This is a genomic window from Rheinheimera lutimaris (assembly GCF_013283795.1).
Classification (GTDB): Bacteria; Pseudomonadota; Gammaproteobacteria; order Enterobacterales; family Alteromonadaceae; genus Alishewanella; species Alishewanella lutimaris.
On the sequence record NZ_JABSOD010000006.1, the window covers coordinates 161574 to 181222 of the forward strand.

General features: G+C 49.0%; 17 protein-coding genes and 1 pseudogene. 14 read left to right on the plus strand and 4 right to left on the minus strand.

Translation table 11 applies throughout. The features are described 5' to 3' along the window. The first annotated feature begins 46 nt into the window (after window positions 1-46). From HRH59_RS08115 to HRH59_RS08140, 6 genes and pseudogenes are all read left to right on the plus strand, one after another. Window positions 47-814, plus strand: coding sequence for a hypothetical protein (locus tag HRH59_RS08115; RefSeq protein ID WP_173500779.1), 768 nt, complete (start codon window positions 47-49; stop codon window positions 812-814). Between the two features lie 34 nt (window positions 815-848). Next, window positions 849-1637: a Cthe_2314 family HEPN domain-containing protein gene (locus HRH59_RS08120; RefSeq protein WP_173500780.1), complete on the plus strand. Its 789-nt coding sequence runs from the start codon at window positions 849-851 to the stop codon at window positions 1635-1637. Window positions 1638-1689: 52 nt separating this feature from the next. After that, window positions 1690-1953, plus strand: coding sequence for a hypothetical protein (locus tag HRH59_RS08125; RefSeq protein ID WP_173500781.1), 264 nt, complete (start codon window positions 1690-1692; stop codon window positions 1951-1953). A 103-nt stretch (window positions 1954-2056) separates the two neighbouring features. Then, window positions 2057-3046, plus strand: a complete 990-nt coding sequence (locus HRH59_RS08130; protein WP_173500782.1) for a DUF2971 domain-containing protein — start codon at window positions 2057-2059, stop codon at window positions 3044-3046. Window positions 3047-3423: 377 nt separating this feature from the next. After that, window positions 3424-3694, plus strand: a pseudogene (brnA, locus tag HRH59_RS08135) (type II toxin-antitoxin system BrnA family antitoxin). 41 nt (window positions 3695-3735) lie between these two features. Beyond that, a complete protein-coding gene (locus tag HRH59_RS08140) occupies window positions 3736-4032 on the plus strand; it encodes a hypothetical protein (protein WP_173500783.1) in 297 nt (98 codons plus the stop codon). Between the two features lie 1393 nt (window positions 4033-5425). Here HRH59_RS08140 and asnS read toward each other — a convergent pair. Beyond that, window positions 5426-6826 carry an asparagine--tRNA ligase gene (gene asnS, locus HRH59_RS08145; protein WP_173500784.1) on the minus strand — a complete coding sequence of 467 codons (1401 nt, stop codon included), beginning with the start codon at window positions 6824-6826 and terminating at the stop codon, window positions 5426-5428. A 100-nt stretch (window positions 6827-6926) separates the two neighbouring features. Here asnS and HRH59_RS08150 point away from each other — a divergent pair, with 100 nt between their 5' ends. After that, the gene (locus HRH59_RS08150) at window positions 6927-7301 is read left to right on the plus strand and encodes a hypothetical protein (RefSeq protein ID WP_173500785.1); all 375 of its coding nucleotides are present in this window, start codon (window positions 6927-6929) and stop codon (window positions 7299-7301) included. A 44-nt stretch (window positions 7302-7345) separates the two neighbouring features. Here the strand turns inward: HRH59_RS08150 and bioA are convergent, their stop codons facing one another. Further along, a complete protein-coding gene (gene bioA / locus HRH59_RS08155) occupies window positions 7346-8617 on the minus strand; it encodes an adenosylmethionine--8-amino-7-oxononanoate transaminase (protein ID WP_173500786.1) in 1272 nt (423 codons plus the stop codon). A 106-nt stretch (window positions 8618-8723) separates the two neighbouring features. Between bioA and bioB the strand changes: the two genes are divergently transcribed. The 4 genes from bioB to bioD are packed head-to-tail and all read left to right on the plus strand — an operon-like array spanning window position 8724 to window position 12412. Continuing rightward, complete coding sequence (bioB, locus tag HRH59_RS08160) at window positions 8724-9764, plus strand: biotin synthase BioB (protein ID WP_173500787.1); 1041 nt, start codon at window positions 8724-8726, stop codon at window positions 9762-9764. Window positions 9765-9766: 2 nt separating this feature from the next. After that, the gene (locus HRH59_RS08165) at window positions 9767-10918 is read left to right on the plus strand and encodes an aminotransferase class I/II-fold pyridoxal phosphate-dependent enzyme (protein ID WP_173500788.1); all 1152 of its coding nucleotides are present in this window, start codon (window positions 9767-9769) and stop codon (window positions 10916-10918) included. Then, on the plus strand, window positions 10915-11736 hold the full coding sequence (locus HRH59_RS08170) for a methyltransferase domain-containing protein (RefSeq protein WP_173500789.1): 822 nt from the start codon (window positions 10915-10917) through the stop codon (window positions 11734-11736). Before HRH59_RS08165 ends, HRH59_RS08170 begins: the two co-directional genes overlap by 4 nt. Beyond that, window positions 11726-12412 (plus strand): dethiobiotin synthase, encoded by a 687-nt coding sequence (bioD, locus tag HRH59_RS08175; protein WP_173500790.1) that lies wholly within the window; start codon window positions 11726-11728, stop codon window positions 12410-12412. The genes HRH59_RS08170 and bioD overlap by 11 nt, the downstream gene beginning before the upstream one ends. Before the next feature lie 293 nt (window positions 12413-12705). Here the strand turns inward: bioD and pepE are convergent, their stop codons facing one another. After that, the gene (gene pepE / locus HRH59_RS08180; RefSeq protein WP_173500791.1) at window positions 12706-13407 is read right to left on the minus strand and encodes a dipeptidase PepE; all 702 of its coding nucleotides are present in this window, start codon (window positions 13405-13407) and stop codon (window positions 12706-12708) included. Between the two features lie 143 nt (window positions 13408-13550). Between pepE and htpX the strand changes: the two genes are divergently transcribed. Further along, window positions 13551-14414: a protease HtpX gene (htpX, locus tag HRH59_RS08185; protein WP_173500792.1), complete on the plus strand. Its 864-nt coding sequence runs from the start codon at window positions 13551-13553 to the stop codon at window positions 14412-14414. A 57-nt stretch (window positions 14415-14471) separates the two neighbouring features. Here htpX and HRH59_RS08190 read toward each other — a convergent pair whose 3' ends face one another. Next, window positions 14472-14813, minus strand: coding sequence for a zinc ribbon domain-containing protein YjdM (locus HRH59_RS08190; protein ID WP_173500793.1), 342 nt, complete (start codon window positions 14811-14813; stop codon window positions 14472-14474). Window positions 14814-15009: 196 nt separating this feature from the next. Between HRH59_RS08190 and HRH59_RS08195 the strand changes: the two genes are divergently transcribed. Together HRH59_RS08195 and HRH59_RS08200 are read left to right on the plus strand one after the other, a co-directional pair. Beyond that, a complete protein-coding gene (locus tag HRH59_RS08195) occupies window positions 15010-16152 on the plus strand; it encodes a pyridoxal-phosphate-dependent aminotransferase family protein (protein ID WP_231702432.1) in 1143 nt (380 codons plus the stop codon). 118 nt (window positions 16153-16270) lie between these two features. Next, on the plus strand, window positions 16271-19549 hold the full coding sequence (locus HRH59_RS08200) for a S41 family peptidase (RefSeq protein WP_173500794.1): 3279 nt from the start codon (window positions 16271-16273) through the stop codon (window positions 19547-19549). Window positions 19550-19649: the final 100 nt, after the last annotated feature.

Genomic DNA, 19649 nt, shown 5'->3' on the forward strand with positions numbered 1-19649 from the left:
TGCGTCTCTGTTTTCAGAGGGGGCTTTGAAATCATGGAAGGATGCAATGGATTCTAGTGTGGACGTTATAGCATCATTTTGGGCAATGGTTGGCATAGCCTTTGCTGCCATTTTAAGCGCTATTGGTTACTGGTATAGGGGCTGGGTTGAATCAAAGCGCAGCGCCAGGCAGGTGCTGTATCTCTTGCTTGAAATCAGACATGCACTTTCTGCATCTATTTTCGATTCAAGTAAAGCAGCAAAAGAGTACCTTATTCATTACGCTGATCGATTAAGCACCCATGGGTTTGATATACAGTTAGAGGAAGTCGAAACCAAAGTAGGCGAGATCGTCAAGGATTACTTTAGCCGTGTCGCCGAGATTTCTAAGACCGATATAAATGAAAGACTGCTTCAGCCATTCGAAGATTCACTATCCAGGTTGTCTCAGGACTCGCCTGTACTAGCATATAGATTGCGAGGAAAGGAGAAGCTGGAGCTTTTGGCGAAGCTCAATGCTACGCACATTTCCAAAAGTGAGCACGGAATCATTACTGAGATAGGCGAACAGTGGGCAAAAGAAGCAATGTTGAAATTCACGAAAGAGATGGAAAAGAGCGCATTGCAAAAGATTTCAAATCACCTAGATGAAGAAATCCTGACGCTCTCGTTTCACTGCGGCTGTCTAGAGTATGTTAGATGCAAAAAGATTCTATCGGTAAAGTTCGGAGCCTTTGATAAAAAGCTATTTTCGGAGCTAGACAAACTTATAGATGAGTTTGTTTCTAAAATTATGGAAGAAGCTAACAAATCGATACAGCCAACAAACGGCTGATCTTAGATATCTGTGGTGAAATCAAGGGCGTGAGATGGAAACTGAATACTATTGGTGGGATTTAGAAGAATCTACATTCAAAGGTGTCCTTTACGATTCTATAAATACGTACTTCTTGCATGATCACCCCTACAAAGACTGGGAAGAATTTTCTACCGCAGATCCTCATATGGCGTATGCTCATTTAACCTATGTTAGATTTGACGCTCTCGAACAACAATTTGTCGACCTGAGAGTTATTCCTCAAATGCTAGGTGCGAAAGCGGTACCTTTGCCGTCATTGGTTCAAGATATAAATAGGTATGATTGGTTAAAATCTATCGTTGATCTGGCTTTGTTTCGCTTTGCTAGTTTGAGAGACATTGCATATCACTTTGTGAACGAAGTTCTGGAAATTAATCTACCGGACCATAAGCTTAATATTAAACAACTGGGTAAAGTTCTGAAGGATAAATATCCTGAAATTTTAGAACATTTAAAAACATTAGATAAAACAGGGATGCCCCTGCGGCAAGACCGTAATGAACGAGCACACAAAGGTTTTTGTAATCTATATACCGAAGACGATCAAATGTTTAAAAATATGGCATGGTCAGAATCCCATAGCATGTGCATTACAGGTTATGACTTGGTGGCAACTTATGAAAAATCGCGAGACGAGATATACAACATCGTAGTGAAAGAGGTCAAGGAAGCTCTTCAGGCGTGTGTAGAGTTATCAGATGATCTTTATGTCTATTACCGTGATAGGCATGACGCTCTATCAAAAAACTCTAGATGTGGTGTCTCGCATCACTTTCATGGTTACCATAGAGAAAGGTAGCTAATAAACTACTAGCTACTACAGCAAATTCTTATAAAACAAGGAGATGTAAATGGGTACTTGTAATCAACAGCATCGTCATTGGCCTTTTTTAGAATCATTACCACATGACCAAGGCGGCTATGGACGTCATAAATGTGCAGGTTGTGCTTACGAACTTGGTTATCAAGCCGGAGCTCGCAGGGATGAGCGATTACATATTGATTTGGATTCTTTACCTGAAAGCCAAGCTGGGACTGTTCGCCATAGAAGTCCACATGCTGCTTTTGCTAAAGGTTACTATGACGGTGTGCATTCAGCCTACAATCGTAGCTAACAAATAGTTTGATTTCATTTCAGCCATACACAACGTGGCCTCCTCGGGACTGTCTACACTGCGCTGCGGCATCCCATTATTAAAATGTTCTCTTAGGTTTCTTATGTTGAATAAGCTATATAAATATACTGCCTTGCGGTTAGAATTTTTTGATAATTTAATGATCAGAGCAAGTCAAAAATATGCTTTAAATGATCCGTTTGAGTTAATGCCAACCCAAAGTCATAAAAATAAAAATTTTTCTGATGATTCATATTTTGACTATGCAGTTGCATCGTTATCCGAAACTAATAATAACCTATTAATGTGGTCACATTATGCGGATCAACATCAGGGGATTGTAATTGAATTCTATCCTAACAAGCCACTATTTGACTCATATAAAAGCTTTGCTAAAACGAAATATGACTCTAATGTTGAAGGGGAGGTGATAGATGAAGAAGAAACAGAAAAAAGAAAAATTATTAATGCAGGTGTTGTTCAGCGTGTACGTTATAGCTCGATGCGGCCTAAATTAAATAAATATGAAACTCTATTAGAGCACTTTCTAGTCAAGAGTGAGGAATGGATTTATGAAAAAGAGCATAGAGTTATCCTTCCTTTAGTTGCTGCAGATAAAGTGATAGTGCATGAAAAACACTTAGCAGAAATTGAAGAGTTGTCATACAGTGAAGAAGTGTTGGAAAAAACATATTTAGGGAAAAATATGTTTATGGTTAATTTCAAAGGTCCATTACTTGATGAATATAGAGCTCTATATAGCTATAACTCAGACTATTTACCAGATGAAATAATGGAAGGGGCTTTTGTAGAAAGTATTATATACAGCTACTTGCAAAAAATATCTAAGGACTCATCTACAGTTTTCTTGTATAAAGTTCCACCTGATGCTATTAAGGCTATTTACATCGGATGTAGAGTTGCTGAAAGTGAAAGGCAAATGGTTTTAGATAAAATAAAGAGTAAAAAAGACTTGTCACATATTTCTGTTTTTCAAGCCGAAACAAGTTCAAATCGTTTTGAGCTTAAGTTTAAGAAGGTGGCAAAGAATTTAATCGGAACTAAAAAATCATTTAACAATAAACGGGGTTAGATAAAGATAAAGGTAAGCTGCTGGAAGATATCATGTTTAATTTTTATCTGACCTTGATAATTTAAACTGGAAAAATGAGTTAGAAAGGATAATTCCAATTGGTACTTCTAGGGAGCAGGCTATTAAATTACTGCAAGCTGTAGACCATAATGCTGCTGAAAATATGCTTTCAGGTAAATATTGATTCAACATTAGAAACCATAGAAAGTAACGATCTTCCATGCAAGAGTTATGTGATTAAAGGTACAACAGAACTAACTAATTCTCTTGTCTCAGGGCATTCAATAGCAATGGCAGGGCGTTGTTTATAGATGTCACCTGACAAGCAAAATGGATTATCTCGGTAAGACGTTCGCGTAAGAGTGAGGTAGAGTTGTATGAAAACTAAAGAGTTTGACACAAAATTCGATGAGGCGGCAGAGGACATCATTGATGACCTTGATATCACGACGGCACGCCGGGTAAATCAGGAAGCAAAGCGCATTAACGTTGATTTTCCTGCTTGGGTAGTTGAGTCGCTCGACCGTGAAGCTGCCCGAATAGGGGTCACTAGCCAATCCATTATTAATGGTTTGGCTAGTTGAGCGTTTGCGTGCCGAAGCGGCTAACAAACCGCTGAAAAGTGACACCGCAAGCGGCACACTGTAAGCGTAACACTATAGATACATCATCGAATAAACAGCAGGATTATGTTTAAACTAAAACTTATTGCTGCAGCAATCAGCATCTTGGGCTTGCTGGTTTTCGCTTTTTTCGCCAACGAAGCCCGAAAGGAAGTGTATTATCTTTGCGGCAATTTTAGTAAAGGCACTGCTTACTCAAGTGTGATCCGGCAATTAAATACGGTTAATTTGTCAGAATACAAGGTGGAAAACCTGCAGCAGGGTAAACGTGTTGTTCACAGCAGCGCACTGCATTTTCACTTGCTTAGCTGCGATATAGAATTTAACCCGCAAGAAAAGGTGGTTTTTGTTTCGTATGGTTAAGCATAACAAGAGCAGTAAAATACGCCGACAGCGCGGCCTGAAACTCAACCTTTGCGCTGATTTCGGCCTGTGCTGCGGTTGTTAGGAGTATTTATGATAAACGGGCGTCCGGGTGATCATCCCCTGACAGACATTTTGCACTACGAAACATCAGAGTTCGGAAGTGATGTACGAATGTTGGTAAAACGAATGGCGATACACCAGAAATTTCCTCAGGTGCGTATAGACGTCACGAAAGTACTTATGGAGTGCTCTCCCTATGGAAATAGCAAAGATCCAAAGTCTCTCGACGCGGAGGCAATGCAACGATTGCTGGCAATAGAAACTCAAATGACTGGTGCATCATCGTGAGCATGCAGCCCATAGACAAAGCTTAGTAATCGCGGTTTTCTGCTGCAGGGACAGCCAACATCTGCGTCTTTGTATGGCGTTGGCTGGTCATGCAGATGGTCTTGTGCAATAGTTGGTTATATATGTGACAGGGAATTATGAGTTATGGACTTTTCGCTTCATAGTTACGTAGATTTAGCGCTAATTCTGTTGGTAGCTTTTGTGTTAATGCTTCCGCGCTCAAGTAATTCATACGAGGATGTCGCTATCCCCACTCAGTCTGGTGCTATATGTAAATGTGCACGGCGATATGACCTAATTTTGCACGACGATCAAACAGTTACATTCGGAAGAACAAACCAAAGTTTTTCTGTTTCGGACATAGCGGCAATAACTGACTATTTATACGGGCCATTTATGAATTTTAGCCCTGTATATGGTGTTGTTACTGTAAGAGCTAACAAAAACGTTAGTTTTAGCACTTTATTCACGTTGACGGAGCAGCTGAAAAACAACGGTGCAGAGATCGTTGCGTGGAGCAGGTTGCAGTAATTGATGAGGCTTAACTTTATGAGTAAGAACACTCCTTAATTTATGATTACAGTCGGATCTGTCCTCTCTATGCCTACACGTCCTTGTGATCACTCTTTGGGATTGCAGGACGACAGCGTTTTTATTGATTTGAATATAGATAACAAAAAATGCTTCTATTTAGTTCGTATATCTTTTGATGGTTATGGTTGCTGCAGGCTAAGTGAGTCAGAGCAAAGACAAAGTGTTATGAACCTTCAAGACTCTCAGCGGCTTAAATTACTCTTAGACTCAAGAGATTTTAAGAATCCATCTATTGGCGTGATAATTGGTCGTTTTCTTCATGAAATTAAAGATCTTGTTTGGGAGGATGCTCTTATAGAGCACAACCTCATATAAGCATACAGCAAATAAAGCGTTCAAATTTGCCCACTTTACCAGCTGTGCAAGCAACTTGAATAATCCTCACTTTGAGCAATAAAAAAGGCGCTGTTTAAAGCGCCTTTTTTTGTATTTTGTGCATCGGGAGTTATTAAAACTCAGCGTTGCCCGGTGTACGCGGGAAGGCGATTACGTCGCGCACGTTACCTACACCGGTAACGTAAGATACTAAACGCTCAAAGCCTAAACCAAAACCGGCGTGTGGCACTGTGCCGTAACGGCGCAGGTCGCGGTACCAGCTGTAGTCTTCTTTATCCAGGCCCATTTCCGCTAAACGCTTATCAAACTCTTCCAGACGCTCTTCACGCTGGCTGCCACCGATAATTTCACCGATACCCGGTGCTAATACGTCCATCGCCGCTACGGTTTTGCCGTCGGCATTTAAGCGCATATAAAAGGCTTTAATGTCTTTCGGGTAGTTTTGCATAATGATCGGTGCGCCGATGTGCTCTTCAGCCAGATAGCGCTCGTGCTCAGATTGCAAATCGACACCCCATTCCACAGGGTATTCGAATTTCTTACCGCAGGTTTTTAAAATCTCGATAGCGTCGGTGTAATCCATCCGCACAAAAGACGAGTCAACCAACTGCTGTAACCGGGTTACGGCGGTAGGGTCGATACGCTCGGCAAAAAAGGCCATATCATCAGCGCGCTCGGTCAGTACGGCTTTACAGACGTATTTGAGCATATCTTCTGCCAGCTGGGCGATGTCTTTTAATTCAGCAAAGGCCACTTCCGGTTCAATCATCCAAAACTCGGCTAAGTGACGGCTGGTGTTGGAGTTCTCGGCACGGAAAGTCGGGCCGAAGGTGTAAATTTTTGACATGGCACAAGCATAGGTTTCGCCGTTTAACTGGCCGGATACGGTTAAGAAGGTTTCTTTACCGAAGAAATCTTTGCTGTAATCAATATTGCCTTTATCAGTGCGCGGCAGGTTTTCCAGATCCAGCGTGCTGATGCGGAACATCTCACCGGCGCCCTCGGCGTCTGAGCCGGTAATAATAGGCGTGCTGATCCAGTAATAGCCTTGCTCATGGAAAAAGCGGTGTACCGCCTGAGCTAAACAATGCCTAACCCGGGTAACTGCACCCATAATGTTGGTGCGGGCGCGCAGGTGCGCGTGTTCACGCAGGTATTCCATACTGTGACGTTTGGGCGCCATAGGGTAGGTGTCCGGATTTTCAACCCAGCCTAATACGTCAACCACAGTGGCCTGCAGTTCAAATGCCTGGCCCTGGCCTTCAGAACGTGCCACAGTGCCGGTTACCGCCACTGAGCATGAAGTGGTCAGGCGTTTTACTTCCGCTTCGTAATTAGGTAAGTCAGAAGGGGCTACGGCCTGTACCGCATCGAAGCAGCTGCCATCATGAATAGCTAAAAAGGAAATACCGGCTTTTGAATCGCGGCGGGTGCGGATCCAGCCTTTAACGGTGATTGATTCACCAACGGCATAGCGACCAGCTAAAACATCTTTAATAACGGCGTGCGTCATGCAACAAACTCCAGAGGGTGTAAACTTAGACAACTGCGTAAAGCGGTAATGATACTGAGCCAGGCGCACAAAACAAGTAAAAGTTATCAGGACTTTAAAATTGACCACAGAGCAGGAAAAACCGGAAAAATATGAGCGTCGCCAGGGGCCGGATCTGTTATGCCGCGCCTTTAGCTGGCTGGCTATATTGGGCTGGGTATTATTTATTGCCGGCATGGTGCTGGCACATTATGCCAGGCCGGAGCTGGATACCGGGCTGGTGCGCTATTGGGGCATTGAAATCCGCAGTGACTGGCACCCTAAGTTAACCGTGTATCTGCAGTATTTGCTGTGGGCGGTGGCACTGGTCAGTGCTTTGAGCTTATCGCTTAACCGGTTGCGTTTGCGCCGCAGGGGCGATCATCTGCATGTTAATATTGTTATGCTGTTACTCAGCAGCATTGGCTTGCTGCTGTACCTGTACCGGCAGGTCTGATTTTTAAGGTATGAGTTGTGAGTTTTAAGGGATGAGTTTTGAGTTTATACTCCGCTTACCTTGCGCATGGCTGAGGTAAGTTGGCTTAGCTGCTCCGGGCGGATAATAAACGGCGGCATTACGTAAATAAGCTTGTTAAACGGCCGGATCCACACCCCCAGCTCAACAAACTGCTGCTGCAGTGCACCCACATCGACCTTGTTATGCATCTCCAGCACCCCTATAGCCCCCAGCACCCGCACGTCTTTTACCAGCGGTGATTGGCGGCAAGCGGCCAGTTCCTGTTTTAACTGTTGCTCAATAGCAGTTACCTGCTGTCGCCAGTCGCCTTGTGCAATCAGCGCTAAACTGGCACAGGCCACCGCACACGCCAGCGGGTTGGCCATAAACGTAGGGCCGTGCATTAAACCGCCGGCCTGGCTTAGGCTGATACCACGGGCCACTTCATCTGTGCACAGTGTAGCCGCCAGCGTGATATAACCACCGCTGAGTGCTTTACCCACGCACATAATATCCGGCTGAATAACGGCATGTTCACAAGCAAACAGCTTGCCGCTGCGGCCAAAGCCGGTGGCAATTTCGTCGGCAATTAACAGCACCTGGTATTGATCGCACAGGGCGCGGGCGCGGCGTAAATACTCCGGGTGATAAAAGCGCATACCGCCGTAGCCCTGTACTATGGGTTCTAAAATCAGCGCGGCGATTTCAGAGTGGTTTTCTGCCAGCAATTGCTGCAGCGGCGCGATGTCACTTTCCAAAAACTCACCGTTAAAGCGGCTTTGCGGTGCCGGTAAAAAATAATGCTGTGGCAGCAGGGCGGCGAACATATCGTGCATGCCGTCTACCGGGTCACATACCGCCATGGCGGCAAAGGTATCGCCGTGATAGCCCTTGCGCAGGCTAATCAGCTTTTGTTTTTGCGGTGTGCTGCTTGCCAGCCAGTACTGCAGCGCCATTTTTATCGCCACTTCTACCGCAATAGAGCCGCTGTCGGCCAAAAATACCTTGGTTAAATTTTGCGGCACCATACTCAACAGCTGCTTGCATAGCTCAACGGCCGGCTGGTGGGTAATGCCGCCAAACATTACATGCGCCATTTTGGCCAGCTGCGCTGTAACTGCAGCGTTAAGAGCAGGGTGGTTGTAGCCATGCACCGCCGACCACCAGGATGCGGTGCCGTCGATTAAACGCTGACCATTTTCCAGCACCAGCTCGCAGCCATCAGCGGCTACCACCGGATACACCGGCAACGGCTCTTGCATCGAGGTGTAGGGGTGCCAGATATGGGCGCGATCAAAAGCCAAATCAATGCTCATTATTTAACCTGCAGTAAAGTTTTAATTCTGGTCAGCGTTGACAACGCCAAGGTGGCGGTTAGACTAGCCGAAAACACCTTTAACCTCAATTTAAACAGGGATTTTTATGCAGGCTGTTGTCCGCCACGATTGGACCCTCGCGCAGGTCAATGCACTTTATGCGCTGCCGTTTAACGATTTATTGTTTCAGGCGCAAACCGTGCACCGCCAGCACTTTAAACCGAATGAAGTTCAGGTGAGTACCTTATTGTCGATTAAAACCGGCGCCTGTGCCGAAGACTGCAAATATTGCCCGCAAAGCGGCCACTACAATACCGGGCTGGAGCGTGAGCGCCTGTTAGAGGTAGAAAAAGTATTAACCCAGGCTAAAGCGGCAAAAGAAAAAGGCGCCAGCCGCTTTTGTATGGGCGCAGCCTGGACTAACCCGAAGCAGCGCGATATGCCGTACATTATTGAAATGGTGCAGGGCGTAAAAGCGTTGGGGCTGGAAACCTGTATGACACTGGGCATGTTAACCGGTGAGCAGGCGACAACCCTGGCTGGCGCCGGGCTGGATTACTACAACCACAACCTGGATACCTCACCGGAGTTTTACGGTGAAATTATTACCACCCGTACCTATCAGGACCGGTTAGATACTTTAACCCATGTGCGCGATGCCGGTATGAAAGTCTGCTGCGGCGGTATTTTGGGTATGGGCGAGAGCGCGAACGATCGCTCAGCACTGTTGATGCAACTGGCTAATTTACCCGAGCACCCGCAAAGTGTGCCGATTAATATGCTGGTAAAGGTAGCCGGTACACCGCTTGAGAACGTTGATGATTTAGACGCCTTTGAGTTTATCCGTACCATAGCAGTGGCGCGTATTATGTTGCCGCAAAGCCATGTGCGCTTATCGGCCGGCCGTGCACGGATGAACGAGCAAATGCAGGCACTGTGTTTCTTTGCCGGTGCTAACTCGATTTTCTACGGCGATAAACTGCTGACCACCGATAACCCCGAAGCCGACGCCGATATGCTGTTATTTGCCAAGCTGGGTATTCAGCCGGAGCAGCGCCATGATGTGTCTGACGAAGCGCACGAGCTGGCATTGGCCGATGCGATAAAAGATCAGGTTAACCCGCCGCTGTTTCACGCGGCGCAGTAAAGATGCCACAGGCAAAGCTGGCGCAGTTAAGCCAGGCGCTTGAGCAACGCGCAGCACAACAGCTGCTGCGCGTACCGGTAACACTTGAACGCTACGACGGCCGCCTGCTGGTTGTTGCCGGCAAAAGTTACCTTAATTTTTCCGCTAATGACTATCTGGGTTTGGCTACAGAACCACAGGTATTGCAAGCCTTTGCCGAAGGTGCCGCCCGGTTTGGCGCCGGTAGCAGCGGCTCGCCGCTGGTTACCGGCCAGCATGCGGTGCATCAACAGCTTAGCGACAGCCTGGCCGATTGGCTGGGCGTAGAGCGGGTACTGTTGTTTTCTTCCGGCTTTGCCGCTAACCAGGCCATGTTACTGAGCTTAAGCAATAAAACCGACACGCTGCTGCTGGATAAGCTCAGCCATGCCTCATTAATTGATGCAGCCCTGCACAGTGAAGCCGGCTTAAAGCGCTTTGCCCACAACGATATTGCTGCGCTGCAAAACCTGCTTGGCCGGGTAAGCCAGCCGATGGTAGTAACTGAGGGCGTATTCAGTATGGACGGCGACAGCCCGGACTTACCGGCTATGTTGGCGCTGTGCCAGCGCTATGATGCGCCGCTGCTGCTGGATGATGCCCATGGTTTGGGCGTGTTGGGGCCTCAGGGCAGAGGCACGGCAGCAGCGCAGGGCCTTTCGCAAAGCGCGCTGTTTTGCACCATGGCTAACTTTGGTAAGGCATTGGGCAGCGGCGGCGCTTTTATCGGCGGCAGTAAAACGGTGCTGGATTATATCGAGCAGTTTGGCCGGCATTATATTTACAGCACCGCCTTGCCGCCGCCACTGTGTGCCGCCGTGCTGAAAAGCATTGAACTGTGCCGTGCCGATAACTGGCGGCGCGATAAGCTCTACAGCAATATCGTCTTGTTTCGCACATTGGCGGCTGATTTGGCGCTGCTTAACTCGCAAAGCGCCATTCAGGGCGTGGTATTGGGCAGCAGCGAGCGCGCGTTGGCCGTTAGCAACCAATTAAAACAACAGGGCATTTGGCTTAGCGCCATTCGCCCGCCCACTGTACCGCAGGGCAGTGCCCGTTTACGTATTACGCTAAGTGCAGCGCACACGGCAGACGATATTACACTGTTGGTGCAACAATTAAGGCAGGTGCTATGACAGCAGTTAGCGCTGAAACCGCAGAGGGCTTTAGCCGCCAGGTGGCGCAGAGTTTTGGTAAAGCCTGCGACAGTTATTTACCCGCAGCAAGGCTGCAGCAGCAGGTGGCACTGGATGCCCTGGCATTATTGCCGGCAGACCAACAAGGCCATTTGCTCGATTTAGGCTGTGGCCCGGGCTGGATCCATCCGCGCTTTGCCGCCTATTGCCGGCATTTTACTGCTGCCGATTTAAGCGCCGGCATGCTGGCTAAAGCCGCAAGCCAACCGTTAGCCGCACACTTAGTTACTCCGTCAGCGACCAACTACCTGCAGGCCGATGCTAAACAATTACCCTTGGCTGCACAGACTGTCGATAAGGTGTTTTCCAGCTTAATGCTGCAGTGGTGCCCTGAGCCTGCTGCAGTATTTGCCGAAATAGACCGTGTATTAGCACCCGGTGGCAAGGTAGTGCTGACGACATTGGTTGACGGCACGCTTGCAGAGTTAAAGCAGGCGTTTGCCACACTGGATGGCAACCAACACGTTAATGAGTTTTTGCCCGCTGCGGATGTCAGCGCCGCAGCCCGCACTGTTAGCAATATTCACTGGCAGTTTGAGCAGCGCTGCTATCCGCTGTTTTATGCGGATGTGATAAGCCTGGCGCGTGAGTTAAAAGCGCTGGGGGCAAATCAGGTGGCCGGGCGACAAAGCCGCGGTTTAACCGGCAAGCGCTATTGGCAAAACCTGGCCGGCGCTTATGATGTTAACCGCAGCATGCTGGGCTTACCGGCCAGTTATCAGGTGCTTATTATTACCGGGTATAAAAATGACAATTAAGCGCTGCTTTATTACCGCTACCGATACCGACGCCGGTAAAACCTATATCAGTACTATGTTGCTGCAAGGCTTTAAAGCCTTGGATACAGCAGCGCTTGGCGTAAAGCCAATAGCGGCGGGGGCTGACGAGCAAGGTTATAATAGTGACGCGTTACTGCTGCAGCAGCATTCCGGTATCGCGTTACCTTATTCCGCAGTTAATCCAATCTGCTATCAGGCACCGGTAGCCCCGCATTTAGCGGCTGCCAATGAGCAACGGCCGATTGACGACGCGCAGTTAGATGCTGCTCTGGCGCAGTGGCAAAAGTTGCCGGTACAGCAGTTATTAATAGAAGGCGCCGGCGGTTGGTTATTGCCGATAAGTAATCAGCGTTATCTGGCCGACTGGGTGGCCGATAAGCAATTACCGGTGATCCTGATAGTAGGCATGAAGCTGGGCTGTTTAAACCATGCCATGCTAACGGTGCGTGAAATTGAGCGCAGCGGCTGCAAGCTGTTGGGTTGGGTTGCGAATTGTATTGACCCGGATATGGCGTTACCAGAGCAGAATATTGCCGATTTACGCCAGCGTATCAACGCACCTTGTTTGGGTGTTGTACCTTTTGCGCCGAAGCCGGCGCAGTATCAGCAGTTGGCAACAGAGCTGGCAACCCGCTTGCTGAGCCTCAGAGGTTAGAATACCCGATCAGTCGACACAGAGTGTCTGTGCAGATTAAGCGTGCGACAAATTCGCCGGGAGCGAATTTGAACAGCGTTAGCTGGCCGAAGGTACCGGGCAGGATTGCCCGGTATAGTTGCTGTGGCGAGCTTATCGGGTGTTGTAACCGGCGCTGGTGACAGTTAACTAAGGACATTAGGTTTGCCCTAAACCAACCGTTGAAGGCATGGATGCCTGAATCGAGCCTACAAGGACGTATTTACGGCGTGTTGGTGTGGGCAAACCGGTTGTCCGTGTTCAATACTGCGGCGTTACTCCAACATATCAGCTAAATCGCTATTTTCTGCCAGTGGCGTTTTATTACCGCCGAGAAACAGATAACCGCCGTCTGCCCCCAGCAAGGTCAGGCTGTCGCCGCTGCGTTTTAGTGCCGTACCTTCCGGCAGAGCAATAATCGGCGTGGCAGGATGCAGCTGCATAAATTCAGCTAAACGCATATCGCGGGTTTCACCGTGAAAGCCCTCCGGTTTATAGTCGGTGTAATGCGGGTTTAACTGCAGTGGCAGCAGGTTTAGCGCATTAAATGACGCCGGTTCAATAATCGGCATATCGTTAGTGGTGCGAATGGTCGCCCCGGCAATGTTTGAGCCGGCACTCCAGCCAATATAAGGCACGCCTTCGGTTACGCGTTTTCTGATAAGCTGAACGATATCCTGTTGATATAACTGATAAAGTAGATGAAAGGTATTGCCGCCGCCGACAGCAATGGCCTGCGCCTGTGCTACAGCCTGGCGTGCATCGTTAAATTGATGCAGGCTGCGCACTTTTATGCCCAAAGGGGCCAGTGCCTGCTGCACTGTGGCCAGATAGTCGTCATAGTTAATGCTGATGCCGGCGTAGGGAATAAACAGTAGCTCATTAACGCCTTGCAAATGCTGCGTGATCCACGCCATATAAGGGGCCAGATAAGCGCTGTTATTAGCGCGTGAACTGCTCAGTAGTAATAATTGCATGGCTAACTCCTTCATGTTGCAGCCATTGTAGCCAAAAGCCCTACGGTAGACACCTTTTCTTACAAATAATCTGCCGCCATTAAATTGAAAATAGCCTCTAAGCCCATATAGTACAAAGCAGCAAACCAATTGAGGAAAGCAGTATGAAGCGTATCGTTTTATTTTTAGCCACCAACCTGGCGGTTATTCTGGTGCTGAGCATAGTGCTTAACATCGTATTCAGTTTCCTTGGTGTCGATCGCAGTAGTATCGGTGGTTTATTGGTATTTGCTGCCGTGTTTGGTTTTGGCGGATCTTTTATCTCCCTGGCTATGTCAAAATGGATGGCCAAACGCTCTACCGGCGCTGTGGTAATTGAACAGCCACGCAATGCTACCGAGCAGTGGTTAATGACCACCGTAGCGCGTCAGGCCAAAGCCGCTGGCATCGGCATGCCGGAAGTGGCGGTGTACGACTCGCCGGAAATGAATGCCTTTGCAACCGGTATGAACCGTAATGATGCCTTAGTTGCGGTGAGCACGGGGTTGCTGCGCAATATGCGCGAAGATGAAGTTGAAGCGGTGTTGGCGCACGAAGTGTCACACATTGCCAACGGTGATATGGTGACGCTGACGCTGATCCAGGGCGTGGTTAACACCTTTGTTATTTTCCTGGCGCGGCTGGTGGCCGGTATGTTGAACAACAACGGCAATAATAATCAGGGCGGTGGGCTTGCCTATTTTGCCACTGTTATCGTGTTGGAAATGGTATTTGGTGTGCTGGCCAGTATTATCGTGATGTGGTTCTCGCGTCAGCGCGAATACCGTGCCGATGCCGGTGCCGCTAAGCTTGAAGGCGGGCCGAATAAAATGATCGCCGCATTAGAACGCTTAAAGCATAACCATGAAAGCCGCTTGGAAGGCAGTATGATGGCGTTTGGTATTGCCGGTGGTGCGGCGAAATCTGAGCTGTTTTTAAGCCACCCGCCGTTGGAAAAACGTATTGCGGCATTGCGCGGACGTTTTTAAATCGGGTTGATATAAACAAAACGGGGCTTAAGGCCCCGTTTTGTTGTGTACGACAACTTAGTCCTGCACTTTACGCACAAACTCCGACTTTAAGCTCATGGCGCCAAAGCCATCGATTTTACAATCGATATCATGATCGCCATCCACCAAACGGATGTTTTTTACCTTAGTGCCGATTTTTACTACTGAAGATGAGCCTTTTACTTTTAAATCTTTAATTACCGTGACGGTATCGCCATCTTGCAGCACATTGCCGGCGCTGTCGCGCACTTGCTTGCTGTCTGCGGTATCAGCGGCGGTTGCCGACCATTCATGGCCGCACTCCGGACAAATTAACAGGGCGCCATCTTCATAGGTGTAAGCAGACTGGCATTTAGGGCAGGCGGGTAAGGTACTCATAGCAAGGTTCCTGAAACGGCGCTTAAGCGCAAAAACGCGCATTATACCCCAGGCCGGCGCGGTGGTGGCACTATTAATCCTTTCAGCTGCTGATCCGGCGGGCTATTAATCCCTTGAATGGCGGCAATAGCCGAACATTACTGGTATCCGGCCGGGGTTTTGCTATGGTAAGCAAAAATTATTGTACGGAGTGAGTATGCAACAAGCTTTGATAGCACCACCGAAAATAGCGGCCTTTATGCCACCACGGCGCACGTTAATGGGCCCGGGGCCTTCTGATGTGCATCCACAGGTGCTGGCAGCGCAGGCCAGGCCGACAGTCGGCCATTTAGATCCGCTGTTTATCGGCATGATGGATGAATTAAAGCAGCTGCTGCAGTATGCCTTTCAAACCCGCAATGAAATGACGCTGGCGGTATCAGCACCCGGTAGTGCCGGCATGGAAACCTGCTTTGTTAATTTACTCGAGCCCGGCGATACGGTAATAGTGTGCCGTAACGGCGTATTTGGTGAGCGCATGCGGCAAAATGTTGAACGCTGCGGTGCCAGGGCCATTACGGTAGACAATGGCTGGGGTGAGCCGGTAGATCCGGCTGCTGTGGAAGCCGCACTAAAAGCTAACCCGCAGGCGAAATATCTGGCCTTTGTGCATGCTGAAACCTCTACCGGGGCGTTATCCGATGCGAAAACCCTGTGTGCGCTGGCACAGCAATATGACTGCTTATCTATTGTTGATGCAGTAACCTCATTAGGCGGTGTTGAGCTGCGGGTAGATGAGTGGGGCATAGATGCGATTTATTTCGGCAGTCAGAAATGTTTATCCTGTGTGCCGGGTTTATCGCCGGTGTCGTTTTCAGCCAAGGCGGTTGAGCGCATTAAAGCGCGCACCAGGCCGGTACAAAGCTGGTTTTTAGATCAAAGCCTGGTAATGAGTTACTGGAGCGGCGGTGCCAAGCGCAGTTACCACCATACGGCACCGGTTAATGCGTTGTATGCTCTGCATGAATCACTGCGTTTGCTGGCCAGCGAAGGGCTGGAGCAAAGCTGGCAGCGCCATGCCGATATGCATGTGTTGCTTAAGCAAGGTTTAACCGGGCTGGGGCTTAAGTTTGTGGTAGCAGAGCCGTACCGCCTGCCGCAACTTAACAGCGTATATATTCCGCAAGGCGTGGATGATGCTGCTGTGCGTAAACAGTTGCTGGAGCAATATAATCTGGAAATAGGCGCCGGCCTTGGCGATTTAGCCGGTAAAGCCTGGCGCATCGGCCTGATGGGTTATGGCGCCAGACGTGAGAATATTGCGCTGTGTATCAAAGCATTAGAGGATGTTTTGTCGTAGCTTTCCGGCTAATCATGCCTTGACGTTATTTGGTCGTTTTTGTTTGTTGGCCGTTTCTGCTTCTGCTAAGTTGAAGCACAACAGCAACATAACAACACCAATTAGCTACGGGGCCACAATGAAATTACGTCACACTTTATTAAGCTCAGCCTTGCTGGGCTTATTTTCATTACCGCTGTTGGCGGTACAGGGCTATTACCGTTCGCCGGTATTGCAGCAGGATCAGCTGATCTTTACTGCAGAAGGCGATTTATGGCAGAGCACACTGAGCAATGCACAAGCCCGCCGCATTACCACCCATCCGGCAGAAGAAACCCAGCCACTGTTATCGCCCGATGGCAGCCAACTAGCCTTTGTTGCCAATTACGACGGCGCTGCAGAGATTTATGTTATGCCGTTAGCCGGTGGTGTTGCTAAACGCATCAGCTATGACAACAGCCGGGTGCGTATTCAGCAGTGGCTGGCCGATGGCCGTATTTTGTATAGTACCGACAGCGCGGCAGGACCGGCTAATTACTGGTTGTTAAAAACGGTGGACCCGCAAACACTGCAAACGCAAACGTTGCCGCTGGCCGATGCCTCTGCCGGAACGATAGATGAGCAGGGCGGTACAGTTTTTTTCAGCCGCTTCGGGCTGCAGCTGACGGGCGACAACACTAAAGTGTATCGCGGTGGCGCCATGGGCGAGTTATGGCGTTGGACCCTGGGCAGCAAAGATGAAGCCGTGCTGTTAAGTTCAGGCCATAAAGGCAGTATCAGTCAGCCGGTGTTTTATCAGGGCCGCGTGTATTTTGTCAGTGATGCCGATGGCAACAGCAATATTTGGTCGGTTGCCGCAACGGGCCGCGACTTTAAACAACATAGTTTTCATCAGGATTGGCGTATTGGCCGTATCAGCGTATCAAATGGCCGGGTGCTGTATCAGCTGGGCGCCGATTTACAGCTGCTGCAGTTAGCCGATGGCCAAAGTACGTTGTTGCCCGTTGAAATACAGTCTGATTTAGTGCAACAGCGCGAACGCCTTATCAGCAAGCCGCTGCAGTACTTTAATTCGACGTATTATCAGGCACAAGCGGATGACAGCGATAAAGTACTGGTAACAGCGCGCAGCCAGCTGGCAGTAGCCACGCCCGGTAAGCAGCGGTTGGTACAAATCAGTACACCAGCAGGCAGCCGTTCGCGCCAGGCGGTGTTGTCAAAAGACGGCAAATGGGTGTACGCCATTAATGATCACAGTGGTGAAAATGAAATCTGGCGTTTTGCCGCCGATGGTTCAGATAACAAGCAACAATTAACCAAAGATGGCAGCGGCCATCGCTGGCAGCTGACGTTATCGCCTGATGGCGAATATCTGGCACATGATGATAAAAACGGCGATCTGTGGCTGCTGCAGCTAAGCAGCGGCCGTAACAGTAAAATATACAGCGGCGGCATCGGCTTGGCTGGCTATGATGATATTCGCTGGTCGGCCGATAGCAAACTGTTGGCGTTTACCTTGAATCCGTCCCGCCAAAGCCGGTCTCAGGTGGTGTTATACAGTCTGGCTGAGCAGCAAAGCGCGGTGATTACCTCCGAAAAGTATGATGCCTTTTCAGCGGCATTCAGCGCAGACGGTTTGTGGTTGTATTTTATCTCTAACCGTCTGTTCAACGCGACGCCCGGCCATCCCTGGGGCGATAGAAACCTGGGGCCGATGTTTGACCGGCGTAGCCAGCTGTTTGCCGTTAGTTTAAAACAACAAGCTTGTTTTCCGTTCCGGCCACAGCAGGAGATTGACAACTGTGATGATAAAGCAGCTAAAGACAGCCGCAGCGCAAAAAAAGGCGCTTTGGTTGACTGGGTGGGGTTGAGTGCGCGTTTGTGGCAGGTGCCGGTAGCGGCCGGTAACTACAGCCAACTGGCGGTAAATGATAAGCGGCTGTATCTGTTAGATCGTGACACTAAGCCCGATGCTAAGCCGGTATTAAAGCAAATTGAGTTCAGCCAAACAGAGGCTAAAGCACAGGTATTTGCCGTGGATATCAGCGATTTTCAGTTAGCGGTGAATGGCAAAAAACTGTTTATGCGTAAGCACAGCGAGCAGGGTGCCGGTGATATGTATGTCGTAGAAGCGGCAGCTAAGGCGCCGGCTGAGCTTAATAAAAGCCGCGTAAACATTGCCGGTTGGCAGTTAAGCATTAAACCAACAGAAGAATGGCAGCAAATGTTTGCTGATGGCTGGCGCATGCATCGCGATTTCTTGTTTGATAAAGGTATGCGTGGCCTGGACTGGCAAGCCAGTAAAGCAAAGTATCAGCCGCTATTAGCTCGGGTAACCGACCGCTACGAACTGGATGATATTTTTGCCCAAATGATGGGCGAGCTTAATGCATTGCACTCTCAGGTGCGTGGTGGCGAGTATCGCAACGACGCCGCTGCGGCTAAAGCCGCCAGTTTGGGGGCAGAATTCAGCCAAAGTAAAGACGGGCTCAGCATCAGCCATATTTACCGTACCGACAGCGAACTGCCGGCGCAGGCTGCGCCATTGGCCAAACCCGGTGTTAATGTCAAAGAGGGCGATATTATTACGGCAATAAATGGCAGCACAGTAACTGATGTAGCGACACTAACCGGCTTGCTGCGTAATCAAGCCGGTAAGCAGGTATTGCTTAGCTTAAAACGCGGTAAACAACAATGGCAAACTGTGGCAGAGCCGGTAAGTGCCGGCCATGACAGCATGCTGCGCTATCAGGATTGGGTGGCCGCTAATCAGCAAAGCGTTGCTGCAGCCGGTAATAATCAATTGGGCTATTTACATCTGTATGCGATGGGACCGAATGATATTGCCAACTTTGCCCGCGAGTTTTATGCCCACTACGATAAAGCCGGTTTAATTATTGATGTGCGGCGTAACCGTGGCGGTAATATTGACAGCTGGATCATAGAGAAACTGCTGCGTCGGGCCTGGGCGTTCTGGCAACCGACACAGGGGGCAGCTTATACCAATATGCAGCAAACGTTTCGCGGCCACTTAGTGGTGCTGACAGATCAACTAACCTACTCAGATGGTGAAACGTTCTCGGCGGGAGTTAAAGCGTTGGGGCTGGGGCCGCTGATCGGTAAGCGTACGGCCGGTGCCGGAGTTTGGTTATCCGGCCGCAACCGGATGGCTGATAACGGCATGGCACGGGTGGCGGAAACGGCGCAGTTTGCCATGGATGGGCGCTGGATTATTGAAGGCTATGGCGTAAGCCCGGATCAGGAAGTCGATAATTTGCCGTATGCCCGCTTTAACGGTAAAGATGCGCAATTAGAGCAGGCCATTGCTTATCTGCAGCAAAAACTGCAAAGTCAGCCGGTAACGCCGTTAAATGCACAGCCATTAACCGCACCGCTGGCAACAGATATCCTGCCTTAAGCAGACAGCAGCATCGCAGCCCGGTACTTCACCGGGCTTTTTTTAGCGCGCTATTTCACTTCAGCACTTTGCTTTTAGGCGAAGGCCAGCTATGGTGAGT